At 39.1% G+C, this 21,111-nt stretch carries 18 protein-coding genes; 8 read left to right on the plus strand and 10 right to left on the minus strand.

What is annotated here, in order from left to right; all coding sequences use genetic code 11:
• Nucleotides 1-194: 194 nt before the first annotated feature.
• Nucleotides 195-1,346 (plus strand): hypothetical protein, encoded by a 1,152-nt coding sequence (locus tag QZU45_RS06620; RefSeq protein WP_295353228.1) that lies wholly within the window; start codon nucleotides 195-197, stop codon nucleotides 1,344-1,346.
• A gap of 111 nt (nucleotides 1,347-1,457) precedes the next feature.
• Here the strand turns inward: QZU45_RS06620 and QZU45_RS06625 are convergent, their stop codons facing one another.
• Complete coding sequence (locus tag QZU45_RS06625) at nucleotides 1,458-3,119, minus strand: sodium/sugar symporter (RefSeq protein ID WP_295353231.1); 1,662 nt, start codon at nucleotides 3,117-3,119, stop codon at nucleotides 1,458-1,460.
• 725 nt (nucleotides 3,120-3,844) lie between these two features.
• On the opposite strand from QZU45_RS06625, the gene QZU45_RS06630 reads away from it, so the two are divergent.
• From QZU45_RS06630 to QZU45_RS06650, 5 genes are all read left to right on the plus strand, one after another.
• On the plus strand, nucleotides 3,845-4,870 hold the full coding sequence (locus QZU45_RS06630) for an HNH endonuclease (RefSeq protein ID WP_295353233.1): 1,026 nt from the start codon (nucleotides 3,845-3,847) through the stop codon (nucleotides 4,868-4,870).
• Nucleotides 4,871-5,518, plus strand: a complete 648-nt coding sequence (locus tag QZU45_RS06635; RefSeq protein WP_295353236.1) for a hypothetical protein — start codon at nucleotides 4,871-4,873, stop codon at nucleotides 5,516-5,518.
• 143 nt (nucleotides 5,519-5,661) lie between these two features.
• Complete coding sequence (locus QZU45_RS06640; protein WP_295353239.1) at nucleotides 5,662-6,576, plus strand: AEC family transporter; 915 nt, start codon at nucleotides 5,662-5,664, stop codon at nucleotides 6,574-6,576.
• A 132-nt stretch (nucleotides 6,577-6,708) separates the two neighbouring features.
• Entirely contained in the window at nucleotides 6,709-7,209 is a 501-nt protein-coding gene (locus QZU45_RS06645) for a PTS glucose transporter subunit IIA (protein ID WP_295353242.1), read from the plus strand.
• A gap of 119 nt (nucleotides 7,210-7,328) precedes the next feature.
• Complete coding sequence (locus QZU45_RS06650; protein ID WP_295353246.1) at nucleotides 7,329-8,261, plus strand: LysR family transcriptional regulator; 933 nt, start codon at nucleotides 7,329-7,331, stop codon at nucleotides 8,259-8,261.
• A 21-nt stretch (nucleotides 8,262-8,282) separates the two neighbouring features.
• Here QZU45_RS06650 and QZU45_RS06655 read toward each other — a convergent pair whose 3' ends face one another.
• The 9 genes from QZU45_RS06655 to potA all read right to left on the minus strand — a co-directional run bounded on the left by QZU45_RS06655 (nucleotide 8,283) and on the right by potA (nucleotide 18,753).
• The gene (locus QZU45_RS06655; protein ID WP_074839182.1) at nucleotides 8,283-8,843 is read right to left on the minus strand and encodes an NAD(P)H-dependent oxidoreductase; all 561 of its coding nucleotides are present in this window, start codon (nucleotides 8,841-8,843) and stop codon (nucleotides 8,283-8,285) included.
• Nucleotides 8,844-9,068: 225 nt separating this feature from the next.
• Nucleotides 9,069-9,836: a hypothetical protein gene (locus tag QZU45_RS06660; RefSeq protein ID WP_295353249.1), complete on the minus strand. Its 768-nt coding sequence runs from the start codon at nucleotides 9,834-9,836 to the stop codon at nucleotides 9,069-9,071.
• Between the two features lie 506 nt (nucleotides 9,837-10,342).
• Nucleotides 10,343-11,917 carry a Na+/H+ antiporter NhaC family protein gene (locus tag QZU45_RS06665; protein ID WP_295353252.1) on the minus strand — a complete coding sequence of 525 codons (1,575 nt, stop codon included), beginning with the start codon at nucleotides 11,915-11,917 and terminating at the stop codon, nucleotides 10,343-10,345.
• 253 nt (nucleotides 11,918-12,170) lie between these two features.
• A complete protein-coding gene (locus QZU45_RS06670) occupies nucleotides 12,171-13,055 on the minus strand; it encodes a putative metalloprotease CJM1_0395 family protein (RefSeq protein WP_295353254.1) in 885 nt (294 codons plus the stop codon).
• A 127-nt stretch (nucleotides 13,056-13,182) separates the two neighbouring features.
• Nucleotides 13,183-14,127, minus strand: a complete 945-nt coding sequence (locus tag QZU45_RS06675; protein ID WP_295353257.1) for a ribose-phosphate pyrophosphokinase — start codon at nucleotides 14,125-14,127, stop codon at nucleotides 13,183-13,185.
• A gap of 86 nt (nucleotides 14,128-14,213) precedes the next feature.
• Complete coding sequence (locus QZU45_RS06680) at nucleotides 14,214-15,407, minus strand: ATP-binding protein (RefSeq protein ID WP_295353260.1); 1,194 nt, start codon at nucleotides 15,405-15,407, stop codon at nucleotides 14,214-14,216.
• Nucleotides 15,408-15,668: 261 nt separating this feature from the next.
• The gene (locus QZU45_RS06685) at nucleotides 15,669-16,544 is read right to left on the minus strand and encodes an ABC transporter permease subunit (RefSeq protein WP_295353263.1); all 876 of its coding nucleotides are present in this window, start codon (nucleotides 16,542-16,544) and stop codon (nucleotides 15,669-15,671) included.
• Nucleotides 16,541-17,377: an ABC transporter permease subunit gene (locus QZU45_RS06690; RefSeq protein ID WP_295353274.1), complete on the minus strand. Its 837-nt coding sequence runs from the start codon at nucleotides 17,375-17,377 to the stop codon at nucleotides 16,541-16,543. The genes QZU45_RS06685 and QZU45_RS06690 overlap by 4 nt, the downstream gene beginning before the upstream one ends.
• Nucleotides 17,378-17,538: 161 nt before the next feature.
• A complete protein-coding gene (gene potA, locus QZU45_RS06695; RefSeq protein ID WP_295353266.1) occupies nucleotides 17,539-18,753 on the minus strand; it encodes a polyamine ABC transporter ATP-binding protein in 1,215 nt (404 codons plus the stop codon).
• Nucleotides 18,754-19,009: 256 nt separating this feature from the next.
• Here potA and QZU45_RS06700 point away from each other — a divergent pair, with 256 nt between their 5' ends.
• Complete coding sequence (locus QZU45_RS06700) at nucleotides 19,010-20,185, plus strand: iron-containing alcohol dehydrogenase (protein ID WP_295353269.1); 1,176 nt, start codon at nucleotides 19,010-19,012, stop codon at nucleotides 20,183-20,185.
• A 330-nt stretch (nucleotides 20,186-20,515) separates the two neighbouring features.
• The gene (locus tag QZU45_RS06705) at nucleotides 20,516-20,767 is read left to right on the plus strand and encodes a hypothetical protein (RefSeq protein ID WP_295353271.1); all 252 of its coding nucleotides are present in this window, start codon (nucleotides 20,516-20,518) and stop codon (nucleotides 20,765-20,767) included.
• Nucleotides 20,768-21,111 lie beyond the last annotated feature (344 nt).

Here is a 21,111-nt window from a genome sequence, read left to right on the forward strand (position 1 = left end):
AAAGGCTTGTCAGTAGCCTGAAATACTGACAATACCGTAGGGCATACGGAATTTTAAGCCTGTGCTGAAAAGCTGGAGGAGCAATTCTCCAAGAGATCGGGTAAGACGTAGTTCGCTATGCTGTGGTCTATGAAACAGGAATCCCATCGACTTCAGTCGTGGGAGAGTCAATGAGCCAAAAAAATGGAATTAACATGAGCTCAAATAATATTCATCTAATCGATACCCCAAATAAACTTGAGTCTGTATGCCAGACTCTTAGTCTCTGTGGTGAAAATGATTTTGTAAGTGTGGATACTGAATTTACACGTGTAAAATCATTTTTTCCTGGACTTAATCTGATTCAGCTTTGTATCAGGCAGGATACCTACCTGATTGATACTATGGCCAAACTTGATATTGAACCTTTTTTTAAAGCTTTTACCGCTTTAAAGGCCACTGTCCTTTTCTATTCAGCACGAGAGGATCTGGAGATTTTAGCCTATAAATCCAGAGTAATGGGGCTTAAAAGACTGCTTCCTCAGAAATGTGTTGATATTCAGCTTCTGCTGGCTTTTCTTAATCTTTCCTATTCACAGGGCCTGCAGAGTGCCCTAAGTGATTACCTTAAAATTGAGCTGTCAAAGGATCAGACCCGCTCTGACTGGGAGATGAGACCTCTTACAGATGCTCAGATTGACTATGCCGCCAACGATGTGCTGTATCTTGAGCAGTTATATCTTGAGATTATGAAAAACTGTAAAAAGGATGATCCTCGTTATACCTGGTTTGAAACAGCAATGCTGGATTTTGCTGAAGAATCCTGTGCAATGCCTAAAGCTGAGGATACCTACAAAGCAGTTAGCGGGGCAGGTTGTCTTAACATTAAGGCTCTAAATGTTCTAAGAGAACTTTGTACCTATCGCTATAATTATGCGGTTGAACATGATGAGGCCTTAAACCGTGTGATTACCGGTAAAGCCTTATGTCCGCTGGCTCGTATGAACAGTGTGTCTGAGAAATCCCTTATTAAGGCAAATATGAAGTTCGGGGCTATTCGTGCTCACGGAAAGATGATTGTTGAGTGGCATGAAAAAGCTCGTAAGGTTAAAACTGACGAGAGTATTGCTTTTGCCTATGACTATTTTGCCTGCAACCGTGATTTTGAAAAGCCATATAAAAGGCTGCGTCATATTTTAAGAACCGTAGCAAAGGAGCAGGGGATTGCTGAGCAGATTATCTGTAACAAACAGAACTGTAACGACTATTTCTATAAGATGTATTACAAACAGACCCCTGATCTGATGAAAGGCTGGTATAAGGAATGTGTCGGACATATTGATTACGACAGCCTGTTTGCAGAATAACTTTAATAGAATTTCTGCTTCTTTTCTTCAATTCTCTTCATCATTTATTCAAGATATAAAAAAACCGGCCGAAGCCGGTTTTTTTAGCATATTGTTTCTTATCTATTCAGATTAGAAACCGAAGCCTAACTGTGGGTTCCAGAATGCTGCGTAGATAACTGCAACAATCAGAAGAACTGCGTATGAAGCAATTGCGAAGCCACCTGAAGTCTTGAAGGTTTCTGCAGTGGTCTTGATTGCCTTCTCGTCGTCATCAACTGGGTTAGTTGATAGAGAAACGAATACGATTACAGCGATAGTTAGAACTAAGGTGTACATCATCTGGTCGATGAATGGCATGTTGATTGGTAAGAACTTTAATAGTAAAGCAATTACGATAGATGCTAGAACACCGGTGATAGCTGCGTTTGAAGTGGTCTTCTTGTAGAACAGACCGCAAACGAATACTGCTAAGATACCTGGTGAAACAACGCCAGTGTACTCCTGGATGTACTGGAATGCCTGACCTAAGGTGCTTAACATAGGAGCTAAGAAGATAGCTACAACTAAAGCACATACAGCGGTGATACGGCCTACAGTAACAAGAGTTAAATCAGAAGCATTCTTGTTGATGTACTCTTTGAAAATATCCATTGTGAAGATAGTTGCAGTTGAGTTCAGCATTGATGCTAGTGAAGATACGATAGCTGCTGATAGAGCTGCGAATACTAAGCCCTTAACACCTACTGGTAGTAACTGAGCAACCCATGGGTATGCTGAGTCAGTGTGCTCCATTGTAGGAACGTTGTTAGCAACCATCTCACCGTACATCTGCTTCATGCTCTCTAACATTGCTGGGTTGTGTACAGTAATGTAGTAAGCTGCGATACCAGGAATTACAACGATGATTGGAGTGATGCACTTTAAGAATGCTGCGAATACCAGACCCTTCTGAGCTTCGTCAACTGACTTAGCTGCGAAAGTACGCTGAATGATGTACTGGTTGAAGCCCCAGTAGTAAAGGTTAGCAACCCACATACCACCGATTAGAACTGCGATACCAGGTAGGTTTGAGAACTGAGGATTGCTCTGGTCTAGAATCATGGTGAAGTGCTCTGGAACTTCGTTGATTAAGGTTGAAAGACCAGCGATAGCACCGTTGTCGCCACCGATCCACTTTAATGATAGGTATGAAGTAGCGAAACCACCGATAACTAGAACTGCAACCTGGATAACGTCAGTCCAAACAACAGCTGATAGACCACCGTATACAGAGTAGATTAGAGCGAAAGCTGCTAAACCTAGAATTGCATACATCATTGGGATACCTAGGATAACCTGTAGAGCAGTACCACCTAAGTATAGAACTGATGATAGGTTAACGAAGATATATAAGCATAGCCAGAATACAGCTAAGATGGTCTTTAGAGTCTTGTTGAAACGCTTCTCAACGAACTCAGGAATGGTGTAGATTCCTTTTTCGATGAAGATTGGCAGGAAGTACTTACCAACCAGGATCAGGGTAACAGCAGCCATGAACTCATAAGCAGCGATACCGAAACCGATAGCAAAGCCAGAACCTGACATACCAATGAACTGCTCTGCAGAGATGTTAGCAGCGATTAGAGAAGCACCAACTGCCCACCATGGGATTGACTTGCCTGCCAGGAAGTAACCCTCAGCACTCTGAGTGTTCTTCTTTGATGCAAACAGACCGATTGCAATAACAACTAGAGCATATACACCGAAGATTACATAATCAACAGTGCTTAGTCCAGCAACAACATTTTCCATATTTAACTAACCTTGTGTTTAAAAATTAATAGTTTAGTGAATGTAAGCGATAAGCTTAGGTATCCTAAACAGATCACTGCGCATTTTACCAAAAAATTTTTTATGTGCTACTGCCAGAGAATGCTGTGAAAAATTGTTTCATTTTCATTCGTTTTCATGGATTTTTTCTGAGGCTGAAATGAAACTAATTATACAAGCAAGATTGATATAAAATGCTTTTAAATCAAGTTGATAATAAAAAGTATGATATACGTCTGATTATTTGAAATAATGTGATTTTAATCACCGTAAACGTTTACAAAACCAAGATAATGTAATCGGTTACATTTTTTAATTATTTGAAAAATAAGAAAATCTTTTAAATCAGAAAAAGTCAAAAGTGTGATATTGTCAGCAAATTTTTTAATTCTTCGTCTAATAAAGAAGACTTTTTTGCCTAATAGTGCCATTTTTGATCAATTTTATTAAACAATTCACATGTGGGATATGGAAATCCTATGGCAATCTAACTAAACTGTAAATATATGATAGTTTAGAAAAAACTTTCTGATTATTCTGAATCTTAAAATAACAAGAACAGCAGTACACCTTCTTTAATATGTGCGGGCAGAGTAATTTGTCTCGTTTTATATTCAGGTGCACCATAAGAGTTTTACTCTGCTTTTAAACTACGGAGGGGTAACTGAAGATACAGCTGTGCCTGTCAACTTTGGTTCCTGGAAGCTATGCAAAAAGACGAAAAAATCTTCATATGTAAGGTGTCTTACAACTGGTATCAGGTTATTAAGGCTAACTTTATATCCAATGGTTCAAGCTATTCTAACTGCTGGTATACCAAAATGGATGAGTTTAACCATGACTCAGATGATAACCTTACTCCTGCACCTGGCTCTATGATGCTTTTCGTAGTTGAAAGGGATGAACTTCAGTATATTGTCGGCGGTGGCTATTATTTTACCCACACAGAGTTAAGTCCTGATGACTGCTGGTATCGTTACGGTGTACGAGCCGGATATCTTTCGTATGACTCCTTTATTAATAGAATTAAGGAGTGTCATGGAAATCTGAATGAGAAACTCTCCTGTTATATTGCAACCGCATCCTTTATCTTTGTAAGAAGCCAGATGGTAAAGGTTCCTGAGGCTTTCATGTTTAATCTTGAGAATAAATCCAGATTTCTTCTGGATCTGGATACTCCATTAGGCAGATATCTTTACAAGGTTTCAAACGACAGACGTCTGTCGATTGCAGATTTTGCTGCCTCAGATCATACTTGGCCGGGAATTTACTACAAGGCTGTTATCAACAGGAGTTATGATAGAACCTCTCAGTACAAGACTACACTGTTATCCATCTATAACAGAAGATGTGCAGTTACCGGCTGTACCATGGTTCCAGCCCTGGAAGTTGCCCATATTAAAACCATGTATGATGAGAGATATGTTGACTATGATAACGGCATTATTCTAAGAGCCGATCTGCATAGTCTGTTTTCAAAAGGTCTGATGACTTTCTGTTATAAGGAAAAAAACAAGGTTGTTGTTAAGCTCTCCAATAAGATGATTGAGGAGAATGCTCCTTACTCAGAGTATGAAGGTGTGGAGCTTAAGCTTCCTGATGACAGAAAGTACTGGCCTAACAAAGAATATCTGCAGTGGCACAATACCATAAGATTTGAAAACTGGCTCAAGTATGGCGAGTTCAGTCTGATTGATTCGGTGCCAATGCATCCAAAAAGGGATTTAGTTTAAATGCGTATTGCTGTAATCGGTGCAAATAGCAGTTGTGGAAAAAAGATTGTTTTAAAGGCTGAAAGTCAGGGCATTAAAGTTACAAGTATTGTTAATTCGTTTTCTGACGTGGTAGGAAACGGAAAACTAATTGTTAAAGACTATGATGAAGTGGTTTTTGATGATGTAAAAGACTGTCACTATGTAGTTGATGCTCTGTCTTTTCTGGAAATAACCCGTTTCTCCTCTGATGTGCTTCCGGTTTGGCATTTTCTTGAGATCCTTAAGAATTCACCTGTAAAGCTGCTGGAGCTTGGCTCTGCGGCTTTTCTTTTTACCGATAAGTCAAGACAGAAGCTGGTGGTTGAATCTGATTCTGTTATCCTTGATGACAGACAGAACAAGGTTGACCGTCTGTGTGTCAATGCTTTTAAAAGATTAAGTTCCTGCAGCAATGTTGACTGGTCGGTTCTCTGTCCTCCTCTGCTTTTGGATGAGTTCTCCTACGGCAGCGGAGAGTATGAGTTCTCTGACAATATTCTGCCGGTAGGTATAAACGGTGATAGCTTTATTGCTCTCAATGACTATATAAGTGCCTGTATTGAGCTTTTAAAGCTGAAACCGAAAACTCACAGCTGTGTCTCTGTCCGTGGTATTCGTCTGAAATAGCAGTTTTTTTCTTCAAAGACTTTGACTCTTTTTTATTCAGCAAAAAATTTGCTTGCATTTTATAATGCAAGGTCTAATATTGTTTTCTGTTAACCGTATCTCATTTTCTGAGATTTTCTCCACTTGTTTAGTTGTATTGAATTATGAGTTTTTTAGACACACTAGCTCAGATGTCTGCTCTGTTTTTGCTTGTAATCATTGGCTTCTGCTGCAACAAGCTAAAATACATGGATGTTGATTTCAACCGTAAGCTCTCATCTCTGATTTTAAATATTACTGCGCCTTTTCTGATTCTGTCTTCTGTAATGGGAGATGTTCTTCCACAGCCTGAGGATATTCCTCCTGTTCTTACTGCAGGTGTACTATCCTATGCGCTGCTGTTTCTGCTGTCTTTTATAATCTCAAAAATTATCTGTAACGATCCAGAGGCGATAGGCTCCTACAGATTTATGCTGATTTTTGGAAATATCAACTTTATCGGTTTCCCTGTACTTGCATCTCTGTTCGGTACAACCGCAATCTTCTATGCTGCAGTGGTAACCATTCCTTTTAATATTCTGATTTTTATGTTTGGTGTGCCAATTATTACCTCCGGTAAGGGTAAGTTTGACTTTAAGTGGAGATCTTTATTCTCTCCATGCCTCTGTGCCACCTATATAACCATTGTGATTGTTTATTTTCAGGCCGCTGTGCCTCGTGAAATCTCATCTGCCTGTTCTCTAGTAGGCAGTATGACTGTCCCTGGCTCATTACTGATTATCGGTTCTACTCTGGCAGGAATTCCTGTTCTCAAGATGCTTACCAATCTGAGAATGTATCTTCTGACCTTAATTAAGCTTATTGGTATTCCTGTTCTAATGTGTGCTCTTTACAAAATAAGTCCTTTGGATGACAAATATGCTGACGTTCTTGTAATACTGTTCGGTATGCCGGTTGCCTCAATCGGTACCATGCTGTGTCTTAAGAACAATATTGACGGTTCAACCATGTCAGAAGGTACCTTCCTGACAACCCTGTTTTCCGTAATCTCAATTCCTCTTCTGGCACTGATTCTTTAATTGTCAGGGCTCCAGTTCAGACTGGAGCCTTTTCAAGATACATAATCTTTTCTATTTGCTTTAACTCTGATTTTTTTTCGTCCTAAAAAGTTAAAATACTGTTCTAAGGTTAGTCCACGGACCAGAGGTTTTATGTTTAGTCGTTTGAGGAAATTTTTATCTGTTTTAGAACCTTCGACACTTAAAAGGGTTAAATCTCCTTTTGAAGGAAATGTACTGCCTCCTTCAATGATTAAGAACACCATCATTTCAAGCAATGTTATCGGTCCTTCTGTTGCGGTAAAGCCAACTTCTGATACCTTAAGAGCTCCTTGTGACGGCATTATTAAAACCATTTCAGATAAACATAATGCTCTAATCATTGAGGTCGGCAAAGTTCAGCTTATAATAAATGCCGGTCTGAATCCTCAAAAGTACCACGATAATCTTTTTGTTATCAAGGTTAGAGAGGGTGACACGGTTACCACCGGAATGCCTCTGCTATCCTATAACCTTGAAATTCTTAATCAGATCGATCCCTGTTTTACCTGTGTGCTTACTGTACGTCAGGTCAAATCCTTCAGAAGCTTTTCCTTCACTTCCAACAAAAAAGTTTTTTTTGATACAGTTCTTTTCCGACTTAATACAAACTAATAATGCAGTTATGCATTGTGATAGTGCATAGACTCACTAATTTAATACCGTTGTAGAGTCCATAATCAGTAAATGTAATAATTACAGCAGAACCTCTTACGCAGATAAGGAATAGTTGAATGACTTTAACTCAGTTACATTATGTTCTGACCATTGCTGAAACAGGCTCCTTTAATAAGGCAGCTCAGATCCTGTATGTTTCCCAGCCTTCCCTCTCAAATGCAATACACGACCTGGAAGATGAGTTTTCAATTACTATTTTCTACCGTTCCGGCAGAGGCGTGACTCTTACAAATGAAGGAGTTGAGTTTATTGCCTATGCTCGACAGGTTTACCATCAGTATGAATCGCTGCTGGATAAGTTTGGAAAGAATGGAACCTTAAAGAAGAAATTCGGCGTATCAACTCAGCACTATTCTTTTGCTACCAAATCATTTGTTGAGATGGTTAAAAAGTTCAATACCGCAGAATATGATTTTGCTATCAGAGAGACTAAAACCAGAGAGGTCATTGATGATGTAAGTACTCAGAAGAGTGAGATCGGTATTCTTTATCTTTCAAGCTTCAACAAGAACATCATCACCAAGCTTTTAAATTCTGCTGATCTTGAGTTTCACCATATTATCGACTGTAAGACCTTTGTCTATCTGTATAAAGACCACCCTTTGGCTACAAGGGATTTTATCGAGTTTAAAGATCTCTCTGATTATCCATGCCTGTCTTTTGAACAGGGCGATAACAGCTCTTTCTATTTTGCCGAAGAGATTTTCTCAACAAAAAGCTATATACGTACCGTAAAAGTAAATGACAGAGCTTCAATGCTGAATCTTATGAGAGGGCTGAACGGCTTTACCTTATGCTCCGGCATCATCTGTGAGGCTTTAAATGGTGATGACTACATTGCTGTACCGTACAAACCAGATGAGAGTGAGGATGATGTTATGGATATCGGCTATATAGTCAAGAAGAACCAGATTCTAAGTAAGATGGCTCAGCTCTATATAGAGGAAATCCATAACTATTTTAAAAACTTAACCAACACTGATGTGTAGCTGTTGTGAGGTGATTGAGGCCTACAGAGACTTGATCACTTCATGTAGTCTTTGGGCGTGCTCTTTTGCCTTTTCTATAATCAGCTCCTTTGACTCTTCACTGCTTACTCCAGGGATAAACATCATTCCTCCAGAGTAAATTGGTCTTAAATACTCCATTTTACACAGGTTTGCAGCCTCCTCGTAAGGAATTAGAAATTCCTCAATTGTATGACTGAAGGTTGAGCCATGGGCATAATTCAAGAGCGGAGCTCCGGTTGTGAGTGAAATCAGGAGCATCTTTCCTTTCAGTGCGGTTCCCTGAGAACCGTATGCAAAGCCATGAGCGAATACATCCTCAAGCCACTTCTTCAGAAGAGCTGGTAATCCGTACCAGAACATAGGAAACTGCCAGATTATTAAATCTGCGTCTATAAGTGCTTTCTGTTCTGCCTCAATGTCAATTTTGTAATTAGGATAAAGTTCATCAAGTTTTCTGATTTCAACTTCCGGTGATAGTCTTTTCAGTTCTTCAAGGATTGTTCTGTTAGATAGAGAATTCTTAAGATCAGGGTGACCACTGATAAGTATGACTTTATTCATATTTAATCCCCAAAACCAAACAACAGGTATTTATTAATATAGGTCAGACTTTTGTTTTGTGCATATTAAGCTGTAAATTATCTTTGAACTTATTTTTCAGTAAGTTGTTTAAAACAGCTACTTTCGCTTTTTTTACTGATTTTTTTAGTATAAATGTCGGTAAAAATGTCGGTTTAAATTGATAAAATGTCGCTAATAGCATCTCATTAGTTAATCTCTCTTCTATTAAATTGCGACATCTTCTATTCCGTTGTTGTTCATACTCTTGATATTCTTTGGATAAACCAACTTCCATTCGCCAGAATAAGCTGGATCATTTATACCGATTGTCAGATATCGCTTTGAATTTCCGCTCCTGTCCTTACATATTTTTATAAAATCATCGCTTATGCCTAGTTCCATCTGAAATACACTAAAAATAAAACCGATCTTCTGATATAAAAAGGCACTGTCATATCCAACCAGATATTTTAATAATTTTGCTTCATTAATACTGTTCACAGACAGAACACATGAAAGCACCTCTTCTAGTCCGGCGATTAAATTTATATCCTTTATGGAATCTGTTATCGATCGTTCCTTATCTGTAATCTTCACACTACCACTAAAATCGGGAACAACTATGCCTTCCTTCATCTGTCCTTTGACATAATGATAAGTGTACCCATCAAATTTAAAGTCATGAAAACGAGTCTCAGAGCCGACATAAACCTCGTAGAAAACCTGATCAACAGTTCCATAATATTCAAAAGCAGAATGATGAGATACATACGAAGATGGAGTGATAGCACTAGCAATTTGGAATCTGTTCGCAACAGGTCCACCATTTTCCCCGCTCAAACAGGTATATAATCCATTGCGAATCTTTAATACCATGTTTTCCTTCAGAAGTTTTCCCAATGCAGCCATTGCTGTACGCTGACTTGAATACAAGGCATTTACCTCTTTAATGGAAAATGTTGGATATCGTAACAGTTCAAAATACAAGTTCATATCCTCGCTCCATGAAGTTAATTTTATGTACGTCTTTACTTTTTATTTTGTTATTATCATACTTAATCTTAACAAATAAAACAGGAAGGACTTTATGAGAAGTCTAGACCGAAGATGTCTGAAAAGAAAACCGTAAGAAAATAGAAAGAGTTCAATTTAAAAAGTTGTAAAGATTTTAAATGACATTGGCTGTTACTCATTCTGATTATGACCATAAGCCCTGTTTTTTTTCCCATAGTTATTGTTATTGTTGTAGCCGTTAGTATTGTTATTGCCACTTGAACCTTTTGAGTCAAGCATTTGCATTTCATTTACGACAATATCATTTAAAGTACGTTTTATGCTTTCTTTATCCTAGTACTGACGTGACTGAATCTTGCCTTCAACGTAAATCTTTTAGCCTTTGTGGAGATACTGTCCTACGATGTTGTCTGACCCTAAAAAAAAAGACCATTGAACTTAACTGTCCAATGGTCTCTTATTTCGAAACGTGTGTAAAACTACTATTAGTCTGCTACTGAAGAATCATCAAATTTGATTTTTGTATTTTGCTTAATCTGTCTTGCATGAAGTATAAGTACACATACAAACATCAGACCAATTGCAGTTGATAAACTTGCAAACAGTGAGTGAGTAAAGCCTGCAACAATATAACCAATCAGAGCACAGAAAGCTACAAGCAGGGCATATGGCAGCTGTGTATATACGTGTTCGATGTGAACACAGCCAGATCCTGCGGATGACAGAACAGTTGTATCTGATATAGGAGAACAGTGATCACCGAATACCGCACCTGCCAGAGTTGCAGATAATGAGATGATTATCAGCTCTGATGAAGCAGGATCGATTGCCTGAGCAACCATTACCACGATTGGAATCAGAATACCGAAAGTACCCCAGGCGGTACCGGTTGAGAATGACAGGAAGCCAGCGATAACAAAAATTACAGCAGGCAGAATTGCACCCACGAAACCGATATCATTCTGAACGATTGAGGAAATGAACTCAGGAGCCTGAAGTAAGTCACGGGTTACACCTGAAATTGTCCAGGCAAAGGTCAGAATCATATTTGCAGGGATCATAGCCTGAACACCGCGTAATACACCATCCATAAACTCCTTTAATGATAGAACCTTGCGGGTTACCAGCATCATGAAGGCTACGAAAAGGGCACAGGTAGAGGCTAATACCAGAGATAATGAGGAATCGGTGTTACCGAAGGCACCACCTAATGTGTGGAATGCTGCATCATCTCCCCAGTATCCACCGATGTAGAGCATGAAGAAGATTGCAAATACAATCAGAGACAGCATTGGAACAATCATATCCCACATGGTGCCGTCACCCTTGATCTCCATATCGGTGGAGGTATCCTGATTGCTTGTTGGCTTTGGAGAATTCCTAAGAGCAGTCTGCTCTGCCTTAAGCATTGGTCCGAAGTCAACGTTGAAAATACATACCAGCACTACCATTAGGATGGACATCAGTGCATAGAAATTCCAAGGAATAGCTGCTACGAAAGCTCCTATATCGGACTCAAAGGCTTTGGTTGCCTTTAGGTTAGAGCCTACAGCTGCAGCCCAGGATGAAATAGGGGCAATAATACAGATTGGAGCTGCAGTTGCATCAATAATATAGGCAAGCTTTGCTCTTGAGATTCTGTATTTGTCTGTAATTGGTCTCATTACGGTACCAACAGTCAGACAGTTGAAATAGTCATCGATAAAGATAAATGCACCTAATGCGGAGGTTGACAGTAATGCGGAACGTCTGCCTTTGATTTTAGTAGTTGCCCAGTTTCCGTAAGCTTTTGAGGCTCCTGCCAGGTAAATTACGTATACCAGTGCACCTAATAAAGAGCAGAATAAAACAATGTTTAGGTCAAATTTGTTTCCCATTACCTTTACAGTAGTCTGCAGTGTATCAATGACAACATTGCCATCGGTTTTAAGAGTATAAATCAGAGTGCCTGAAAGAATACCCAATAGCAGAGAAGAGAATACTTCTTTAGTGATCAGAGCTAAAGCTACTGCAATAACAGGAGGCAGCAGTGAAAGTGCCCCCACATAAACTGGATCCATTTTTACTCCTGTTGGAAATTTTGCACCGCAATTATACATCATTTTGTATTTTATGTCGTTTTTTGAGCAGTTTTGCTTTCAAACAATCCATTTTGGTGAAATTCAAGGAAATTCTAATGTGAATCGTAATATAAAATAGTCGATTTGAGAAAATAACTCAGAAGAATCCTGAAAAGAGCATCTTAATATGGATATGACAAAACTGATGTTGGTAGATATGATTAAGGCGTCTAAGTAGACGCCTTGAGAATGGTTAAGCTTCTGAGAGAGAGGCCTGAGGCTTTGTCTCTGGAGTTTCCGTCCTGATATCCTCGCTCTGAACCTCTGTTTCGGAATCCTCTGTTTTTTGAGGATTTTCATTTGCCTTCATCTCTTCCTGCTGCTTTTTAGCCTTTTCCATCTGAGCTTCGTTCAGTGTCTGCTGAGCTTCAGCTGCAACCTTCATATCCTGACCGGATGGTTGTGCAGGAGCTTTTGCAGCTTTGATTACGACCCTCATTTTTTCTATAGTTTTATCCGGATCGCTTTCCTTTGAAGTATCAATGTTTACATGTCCGCCTACAGCATAGTCTTTGCCGTCCGGACCTTTCTTGAAATCATATACCGGTGCACTGGCATACTGACCACCAGCAGTCTGATGAGCTTTTTCATGGGTTCTGACTTCCTGATCTCTTTCTTTTAGCTTCTGTACTTCAGCCTGTTCTTCATCAGTAAGTTCTTCTCCATTGGATTTCTTGTCGTTTTCTTTTCCGACTTTCTGCTTATCCTTATCCTCTTTATTCTCTGGATCTGTCTTTACAGCCTTCTCTTCGCTGTCTGGCTCGGTATCGTTCTGTGCTGCCTTATCCTCTGGAAGCTCCTGACTCTTTACAACTTCTTTGGCAGCATCTTCAATGCTGATATTTCCAAACTGTCTGTAGGCCATCAGTGCTTTTGAACGATTCTTGGAGAATAGATCCTGATTTGAGTCATTCTGTGTTTTTTCTGAAAGGGTAACCACATCATCTAAGAGGGTATTCTTCTTTTTCTCATCATCTTCACGGTTACCTACTAAGGACACAGCGGTATTGTGAGCCTGATATATTCTATTCTCAGACCCCTCAACGCTATTTAAATAGATAGTATTAACCAGTGACATTTAAACACTTCTCCGTCTAACATCGTTAACGGACTTATGTTTAGAAAACTTTAATGGAAATGATGATATATTTGAGGAAAGAAGATTAAGATCACAAAAAAGGTCTCCGAAAGAGACCTTTCTGATATTAGCCGAACATTACAGAAATAGATTCGTCGTTGTTAATACGGCGGATTGCTTCAGCTAGCATTGGTGCAAGAGAAACATATCTGAACTTACCGGTTGATTTGAGTTTCTCAGTTGCAGGAATACTGTTGGTAACAACAATCTCATCAATTACACTGTTCTTGATGTTATCGTAGGCATTTCCAGATAGAACTGGGTGAGTGCCGTAGGCAATAACCTTGGTTGCACCGCGGTCTTTTAATGCGGCAGCTGCCTTGCATAGGGTACCACCGGTATCAATAATATCATCAACGATGATACATTCTCTGTCCTTAACATCACCAATCAGGTTCATAACCTCAGATACATTTGGCTTTGGACGACGTTTATCAATGATAGCGATATCTGCATCGTTGAACAGTTTTGCAATAGCACGTGCTCTTACAACACCGCCCATATCAGGTGAAACGATACATGGCTTGTTTAAAGACAGGTTCTTCATGTCTTCAACAAAAAGATTTGATGAGTAGCAGTTGTCTACAGGTACATCAAAGAAGCCCTGAATCTGCTCTGCATGCAGGTCAACGGTTAAAACTCTGTCTACACCTACTGATGAAAGTAAGTCTGCAACAACCTTAGCAGTGATAGGCACACGCTGTGAACGAACACGACGGTCCTGTCTTGCATAACCAAAGTATGGAACAACTGCAGTAATACGACCTGCTGAAGCACGACGCAGTGCGTCAATCATCACTAACAGCTCCATCAGATTGTCATTGGTTGGTGCGCAGGTTGACTGAATGATAAAGGTATCACATCCACGAATACATTCATTGATCTGGATATGAACTTCACCATCAGAGAAAGTATCAACAGTAGCATCAGATAGATTGGTGTATAAACATTTTGCAATTTCACTTGCAAGCTCTGGAGTAGCATTTCCAGAGAAGAGTTTTAAGTCTGACATAGATTATCTCTAAATGTGATAAGTTGAAGGATGTGCATATTATACTCAAAAAAAACCTGTGATTTTAATCACAGGTTAATTTTTTTTCAGCTTAACAGCCAGTGAGTCAGATCGATAACCTTAATTCCTTCAATATCAAAGTCTTTGTGTCCTGTATTAGCGATTAGAATCTTTGGATACGCATCTCTGATAGCTTTTAATGGAGCTATTTCTCTATGCAGAGTTTCCTCTGAAGAAATGTTGTCTGAAACCTGTATGTAGATTTTTTCGTTTTGTTTAATTGCAACAAAATCTATTTCTTTCTGATAGAGCTTTCCTACATACAGGTCATACTTCCTTCGTAGAAGCTCTATTGCAACAATGTTCTCATATGCTCTTCCATAATCCATATTTCTTGAGCCGAGCAAAGCATATCTGAAGCCTAAATCACTTAGGTAGTACTTATAGGAAGTTTCAAGATATTTCTTTCCTTTGAGGTCATATCTTTTAATTTTGTAAAACATGAAACCACTGCACAGGTACTTAATATAATTTCCTATTGTTATATGATTTGTGTCAGTTCCATTATTCTTTAAAATTGACGTGATTTTATTTGCGGAGGTTAGGTTGGAAATATTATCCATAAGATAATCTGTTAACGAGTCAAGAAGAGATAGTTCTTTAATTGAGTATTTATCAACCAGGTCTCTTTTTATCACCGTATTGTAAACATCCTTAATATATGCAAGCTGATCTTCTTTTTCTCTATATACATAAGAACCAGCAAGCCCTCCATCTGATACATAGGAATCAAGAACATTTGGAGTTTTTTCTGTGTAATCATAATATCTGCAGTATTCTGCGAAGCTGAAAGGATAGACAGGAATTTCTATGTATCTTCCAGTAAATAAGGTAGATAAATCTGAACTCAGCAGGAACGCATTAGAGCCTGTAATATAGATGTCGAACCTGTGAGAGTTGTATAAGCTGTTGATTGTAAGTTCAAATTTATTGCATAACTGAATTTCGTCAATAATCAGTACATTGGATTTATCTGCATTGTATAATTTTTCGCAGTGATCATTGAGCATTTTGTAGGACTTAAGATCATCGTATTTTAAATCAGCAAAATCAATGTAGATAATGTTGGCATTGCTCTCATTTGCAATAATCCAGTCCATATAAGCCTTGATCAATTCCGACTTTCCTGCTCTGCGCAGACCTGTGATTATTTTTATATCAGGGGTATTTCTTAGTCTTTTCAGTCGTTCTAAGTAGTTTTGGCGTTCAATGTATTTCATAGCGGTTCGAATTTTGTGTTTACTTTTTCAAATTTAATTATAGTACCACTTTCGAAACTTTCAAAAATTTTGACTTTCGAAAGTAAAGTGTCAATTTACTTTCGAAACTTTAAAAAAATTTGAGTTTTGAAAGTGAATTTTTATGAAAGTACAAACTAATGATTAAATGCTTGGAAAGGAAGTAACAAATAGGTGAATTATAGAAAGCTTGGGATGGAGAACAGAATCTCCTGCGCTGTGGCAGGAGATTGTATCAATATATTAGGCTGCGATTGTATTCTCTTTTCTGAGAGCTGCTTTAACCATAGCCGCATTGCGTTCCTTGCGTTTCTGCTTGCGCACGGTTAGAACCCAAGATACAAAGGCAAAGATAGAAACCACAAAAACAATCACAGAAGCCAGAGCGTTGATCTCAGGTGACAGACCACGTCTTACACTTGAGAAGATCAGCATAGGCAGTGTTGTGGAGTTTGGTCCTGCTACGAAACTTGCAATAACCAGATCATCCATTGACATGGTGAAGCTCAGCAGGAAGGCTGCAACTTCTGCAGGCATAATTGCAGGCAGAATAATTACAAAGAAAACCTTCATCGGACCTGCTCCAAGATCTTTTGCCGCTTCCTCAATGGATACATCCAGCTCAACGAATCTTGAGCGGATAACCACAGTAGCATATGCAGAACAGAAGGTTACGTGGGCAATCCAGATGGTAATCATTCCTCTGTCTGAGAAGATAGGAATAATATCGCTTAAAGTTACGAAAAGTAACAGCAGTGCCAGACCTGTGATAACTTCAGGCAGAATCATAGGTGCAGTCATAAACAGCAGGAAGGCGCTTTCGCCTGTGAACTTCTTAATTCTGACCATAACAAATGCTGCCAGAGTTCCAATTATTACTGAAGCAATAGCTGACATAACAGCGATGGTCATAGAAATACCAACTGCAGTTATGATGGCATCATTATTCATCAGAGCTCGATACCATTTCAGTGAGAAATTGGTCCAAACCGTAACCATCTTTGACTCGTTGAAGGAGTAAACCACCAGAGTCATGATTGGCAGATACAGGAAAATCAGAGTCAGTGTCAGAATTACAAATCTGAACAGGGTACTCTTGGTATTCTTATTTAAGATCATAATTCCCCCTGTTTACGCTGATTTTTGAAGAACCAGATAATAGGTATTGCCATAACTGTAAGCATGGTAATTGCAACGGATGAAGCAAGAGGCCAGTCTCTGTTGTTGAAGAATTCCTGCCAGAGGATTCTGCCGATAAGAATAGAGTCCTTACCACCGAGCAGTTCAGGAATTACGTACTCACCGATTGCAGGGATGAATACCAGCATTGATCCTGCAATAATACCACTGCGGGTCTGTGGTACCAGCGCATGGAAGAAAGTCTTTACAGGACGGCAGCCAAGATCCTGAGCTGCTTCAATCAGACTGTAGTCAACCTTCATCAGTGATGAGAATAATGGCAGTACCATATAAGGCAGATAACAGTAAACAATACCTATATATACAGCCAGATCAGTCTGCAGCATATGCAGCGGATGATCAATGATGCCGATACTCATCAGAATATCATTGATAAGACCGTCTCTCTTTAAAATAGTCATCCAGGCATAGATTCTTACCACGAAGGAAGTCCAGCTTGGCATGATTATCAGAATAAACAGAATATTGCGGGTGGCACTCTTTGAGGTTGCAAGTGCCCAGGCAATAGGATAGCCGATAATCAGACATAAAAGAGTAGAGAATGCCGCTACCTGAATTGACTTCAGATAGGAACGCATGTAGGTTCCATCCGGATCAATAAAGATATTGGTGTAGTTTTCCAGATGCAGAATAATCTGCATTGCCCCTTCCTCAAAGGTAACAATTGGGGAATAAGGAGGAATTGCAATTTCTGTTACTGAAAAAGAAATCTTAAAGATAATCAGAAATGGGATCAGGAAGAACAGAATCATCCATACATAAGGTAAAAAGATGATTGCTCTTTCTCTTAAGGTAATCTTTCTGCCTGGAACATACCTAGGTGGAGGACGGTGTCCCTTTGACCCAGGGGTTCTAATCATATTTGAACTTATTAAAGCCATTGATGTAATCTTCTCTATATTCTAATGATGAGTTAGAAGGTCAGGGCAATACAGGATTCAGGATCCCAGCTCAGATAAACCTTGTCATCCCAGGTTGGAAGACCAACATTGAATCTGTCAACATTAGGCAGAGTAGAGGTAATGATTCTTCCTGATGGCAGACGTACATAGTAAATTGAGATATCACCAAGATAAGCGATATTCTCTACGGTACCTTCACACCAGTTGGTCTGCTCGGCAGGTTCCTCGTGGGAGATATAGACCTTCTCTGGTCTCATGGCAATAGATACAGGCATTCCGTCGGCAATATCGATATCGTGCAGAAGCTCGATTGGACGAGGGAAATCATTACACTGAATTACAGAGTGCTTGTTGTCTGATTTTGTCAGAATGCAGTCGAACATGTTAACCTGACCGATGAACTCTGCAGAGAATCGGCAGTTAGGGTTCTCATAGATTTCACGAGGTCCGCCAATCTGTACGAACTCTCCACGATCCATAATGGCAATACGATCAGCCATGGTCATAGCCTCTTCCTGATCGTGTGTAACCATAAGGCAGGTAACGCCAACGGAGTTGATGATGTCTACAAGCTCCAGTCTCATCTGTTCACGCAGTTTCTTATCCAAAGCACCCATAGGCTCATCTAGAAGCAGCAGGCGAGGTTCCTTTGCAAGTGATCTTGCAAGTGCCACACGCTGTCTCTGTCCACCTGAAAGCTGGTAAGGGCGTCTGTCAACGTAATCCTCCATGTGTACCAGTTTCAGCATTTTTTCAACTCGTGCATTGATAACATCACGTGGAAGCTTTTCCTGCTTTAAACCAAAGGCAATATTCTGGCGAACAGTCATATATGGGAACAGAGCATATGACTGGAACATCATGTTTAAGGTTCTCTTATATGGAGGAAGGTTAACAATATCCTCTCCATCAAGAATAATATGACCTTCTGATGGCTGTTCAAAACCGGCCAGCATTCTCAAAAGGGTAGACTTGCCGCAGCCTGAAGAACCGAGCAGGGCAAAGATTTCTCCTTCATAGATGGTCAGATCAACATTATTAACAGCAGTAAAGTTACTGAAATTTTTTGTAAGTCCCTTAATCTGCAGAATAGGCTTTTTGTTCTGCTCTACAGGTGAAGCTTTCTGTCCTGGAAGCTCACCTGGTCTGTGAATCTGTTTTTGTGTGCTGTATTCGTTTGGTTTGTTTACCATTGGGGCAGCCCCATAATCGCCAGTATCTTTCACGCACGAAATCTCCGAAATAAAGAGAAAAAATGTTTATTTTTTTGTGAAAAGGATCTTAAAGGAAATGAGATAACAGTCAACCTTTTTTTTGATATATTTGCGCATTGCTTTAATTTTTCTTTTCAGAGCTGTTTTCAGCTTAACATCCTTATAGTACAGCTCTTTTTTCTCTTGAAAAGATTCTAGAGAATAGCTGCCTAATCTGATAGACTTGTCAGAAGACTTATATAAGGTTTGTTACAGGCAGAAAATCTATATGGATAATGTTTTTTCTCAGGGAGAGGATACTTTCCTTTTTGGTCCGAATCAGGAGAATGAGGTTGGTCGTCAGATAAAATATCTTGGAGGTTCCAAGGTTCTTGTGATCTATTCTAAATTGTCATCTTCCATTGGCAATCTTTTAGATAAGGTCAGACGCTCTCTGCGCAACAGCGGTCTTGATTATACTGAATTAGGGGAATCCTATGTAAATCCAAGAATTTCCACTGTTTTTGACGGTATCAAAATCTGCAAGACAGAAGATGTGGATTTTATTCTGGCTGTAGGTTCTACATCTGTTTGTTCCGTAGCCAAGGTTATTGCCGCCGGAGCAGTTTTTGAAGACAGCTTTTATGAGATGTTCAAAAATAACAGTGATATTGAAAAAGCTCTGCCTCTTGCCGTAATCAGTACCTCTATCTGCGGTGGCTGCGCTACCTCTAGAGAAGTCACTGTCTTTAACCGCCTTGAGGATGGAAGTCTAAAATACTTTGACTGTTCATCAGAGGTTCTTACTCCTAAGTTTATAATTTATAATCCTGAACTTTGTACTGTCAGTTCTTCAAATTACGCCTTCAATTTTGTAAGGCTGCTGGATGTGCTCTTTCGAAGATATTTTGAAGTCAACAAGAATACAGTTCTGGCTGAAAAAATGCTGGAAGCTACAATCAAGACTGTTCTTATAATGTTTGCAAAGATTAAGGACAAGCCAAACGATGTTGACTGTATAACCAATCTGATGTGGGCAAGTCTTTCGGCATATGTAAATCCGATGCTTAACTACAATGATGAGGCCTGTGTCCCTATTTTAGAGAAGGCCCTGATTTCTGTTTATGACTGTAATCCAGAAGAGGCAGCAAGTATTATTATTCCTGCCTGGTTTAAATTTGTACTTAAGAAAAAGGAACTGCAGATAGCAAAACTGGGCTCTACTGCCTTTGATATTCCTTACAATTTTTCTGATGTCGGAATTACAGCTTCCCAGACCGTGGATTTTATCAAACGCAGATTTGAGGCTTTAAAGCTGCCGGTAAAACTGTCTGAATTAAACGGTAATGCAGGGGATATTGAAAAGATATTAAAGAAGGTTGGTTTTCCTGAGATAAAAACTATCGGAACCAATGAGCATTACACCCAGACTGACTGTGAGGTTATTCTGTCTCTGGCGCTCTAATCATTAAGAGAAAAAAGCAAATTCAAGAATAATCGAGGTGATAATGTGTGCTATCACCTTATATATTTGCCACTGATGGCTTCTATTTGTCGTGGAGAGTATGTCATTTTTGGATATAATCAAAACATCAAGTAGAAAAGGAAACTGCTTAAAGTCAGAGTGTTCTGTTAAATTACTTAATAATCCTTAAGGTCAGGCATCTTTTGATTTATTTCGTCTTAAGAACAGGTTTTTTTCAGATAGTTGAAGCAGGAATTTTGTAGAAAGCCTATAAATTTATAGCTTTTTATATATTTTTATATGTTTTTATAGTTCCAAACTAGCGGAGAGATGGTTCCTGATCTGGTAATAACGGTAAATAAGGGCTTGCCTGATGAGTGTATCTATCTTATCGAGCTTAAGTATCTGACCAAGAAAGATGTTGCCCATAAGAGTAGAGAAGGAAAACAAAACAGACTGGTAAATAAAGCAAACGAAGAGTTTGATAACTATAAATCAGCTCTCGACTTTAAAGGCAGGAATGTTAAAGCCTATGCCATGGTCTTTGCTGGACCTGAGTGTGTTTACTGGCATCTTCAGTAGAGTCTCTTCTAGTTCTCCTAATAAGCTGATACTGAGAAGAATCCGGCTTAAATTCAAATTAATTCTAGAGATCTGTTCGAAAAAACATATCAATATATCTACACGTTTTCTTAATAATCTTTTTTTTCAAATTTGTTTTTTTGTAATTTTCGCTAACTATGCGCTACTGTATTTACACAAGAGTAATTAAAACTTTTTCTTGATATTTTATCTTGTATGTTGTACGAAAAAGAATAAATTGAATGTTTATCAAGTAATAGGCACGCTAAAACCACGCAGTTTACTGCGGGGATAAAGCGTGCCGATTAGAAAATGGATATTTTCTAATCAGGTGTGTTCTGTTG

The sequence above is a fragment of the uncultured Succinivibrio sp. genome (assembly GCF_902756765.1).
Lineage (GTDB): Bacteria > Pseudomonadota > Gammaproteobacteria > Enterobacterales > Succinivibrionaceae > Succinivibrio.

What these genes read in the sequence shown, in the direction of transcription:
- QZU45_RS06680 (WP_295353260.1), bottom strand. Translation starts at nt 15,407, where the DNA reads ATGAAATACATTGAACGCCAAAACTACTTAGAACGACTGAAAAGACTA.
- QZU45_RS06625 (WP_295353231.1), bottom strand. Translation starts at nt 3,119, where the DNA reads ATGGAAAATGTTGTTGCTGGACTAAGCACTGTTGATTATGTAATCTTC.
- QZU45_RS06620 (WP_295353228.1), top strand. Translation starts at nt 195, where the DNA reads ATGAGCTCAAATAATATTCATCTAATCGATACCCCAAATAAACTTGAG.
- QZU45_RS06660 (WP_295353249.1), bottom strand. Translation starts at nt 9,836, where the DNA reads ATGAACTTGTATTTTGAACTGTTACGATATCCAACATTTTCCATTAAA.
- QZU45_RS06700 (WP_295353269.1), top strand. Translation starts at nt 19,010, where the DNA reads ATGGATAATGTTTTTTCTCAGGGAGAGGATACTTTCCTTTTTGGTCCG.
- QZU45_RS06655 (WP_074839182.1), bottom strand. Translation starts at nt 8,843, where the DNA reads ATGAATAAAGTCATACTTATCAGTGGTCACCCTGATCTTAAGAATTCT.
- QZU45_RS06670 (WP_295353254.1), bottom strand. Translation starts at nt 13,055, where the DNA reads ATGTCACTGGTTAATACTATCTATTTAAATAGCGTTGAGGGGTCTGAG.
- QZU45_RS06630 (WP_295353233.1), top strand. Translation starts at nt 3,845, where the DNA reads ATGCAAAAAGACGAAAAAATCTTCATATGTAAGGTGTCTTACAACTGG.
- QZU45_RS06690 (WP_295353274.1), bottom strand. Translation starts at nt 17,377, where the DNA reads ATGATTCTGTTCTTCCTGATCCCATTTCTGATTATCTTTAAGATTTCT.
- QZU45_RS06650 (WP_295353246.1), top strand. Translation starts at nt 7,329, where the DNA reads ATGACTTTAACTCAGTTACATTATGTTCTGACCATTGCTGAAACAGGC.
- QZU45_RS06635 (WP_295353236.1), top strand. Translation starts at nt 4,871, where the DNA reads ATGCGTATTGCTGTAATCGGTGCAAATAGCAGTTGTGGAAAAAAGATT.
- QZU45_RS06645 (WP_295353242.1), top strand. Translation starts at nt 6,709, where the DNA reads ATGTTTAGTCGTTTGAGGAAATTTTTATCTGTTTTAGAACCTTCGACA.
- QZU45_RS06705 (WP_295353271.1), top strand. Translation starts at nt 20,516, where the DNA reads ATGGTTCCTGATCTGGTAATAACGGTAAATAAGGGCTTGCCTGATGAG.
- QZU45_RS06665 (WP_295353252.1), bottom strand. Translation starts at nt 11,917, where the DNA reads ATGGATCCAGTTTATGTGGGGGCACTTTCACTGCTGCCTCCTGTTATT.
- QZU45_RS06685 (WP_295353263.1), bottom strand. Translation starts at nt 16,544, where the DNA reads ATGATCTTAAATAAGAATACCAAGAGTACCCTGTTCAGATTTGTAATT.
- QZU45_RS06675 (WP_295353257.1), bottom strand. Translation starts at nt 14,127, where the DNA reads ATGTCAGACTTAAAACTCTTCTCTGGAAATGCTACTCCAGAGCTTGCA.
- QZU45_RS06640 (WP_295353239.1), top strand. Translation starts at nt 5,662, where the DNA reads ATGAGTTTTTTAGACACACTAGCTCAGATGTCTGCTCTGTTTTTGCTT.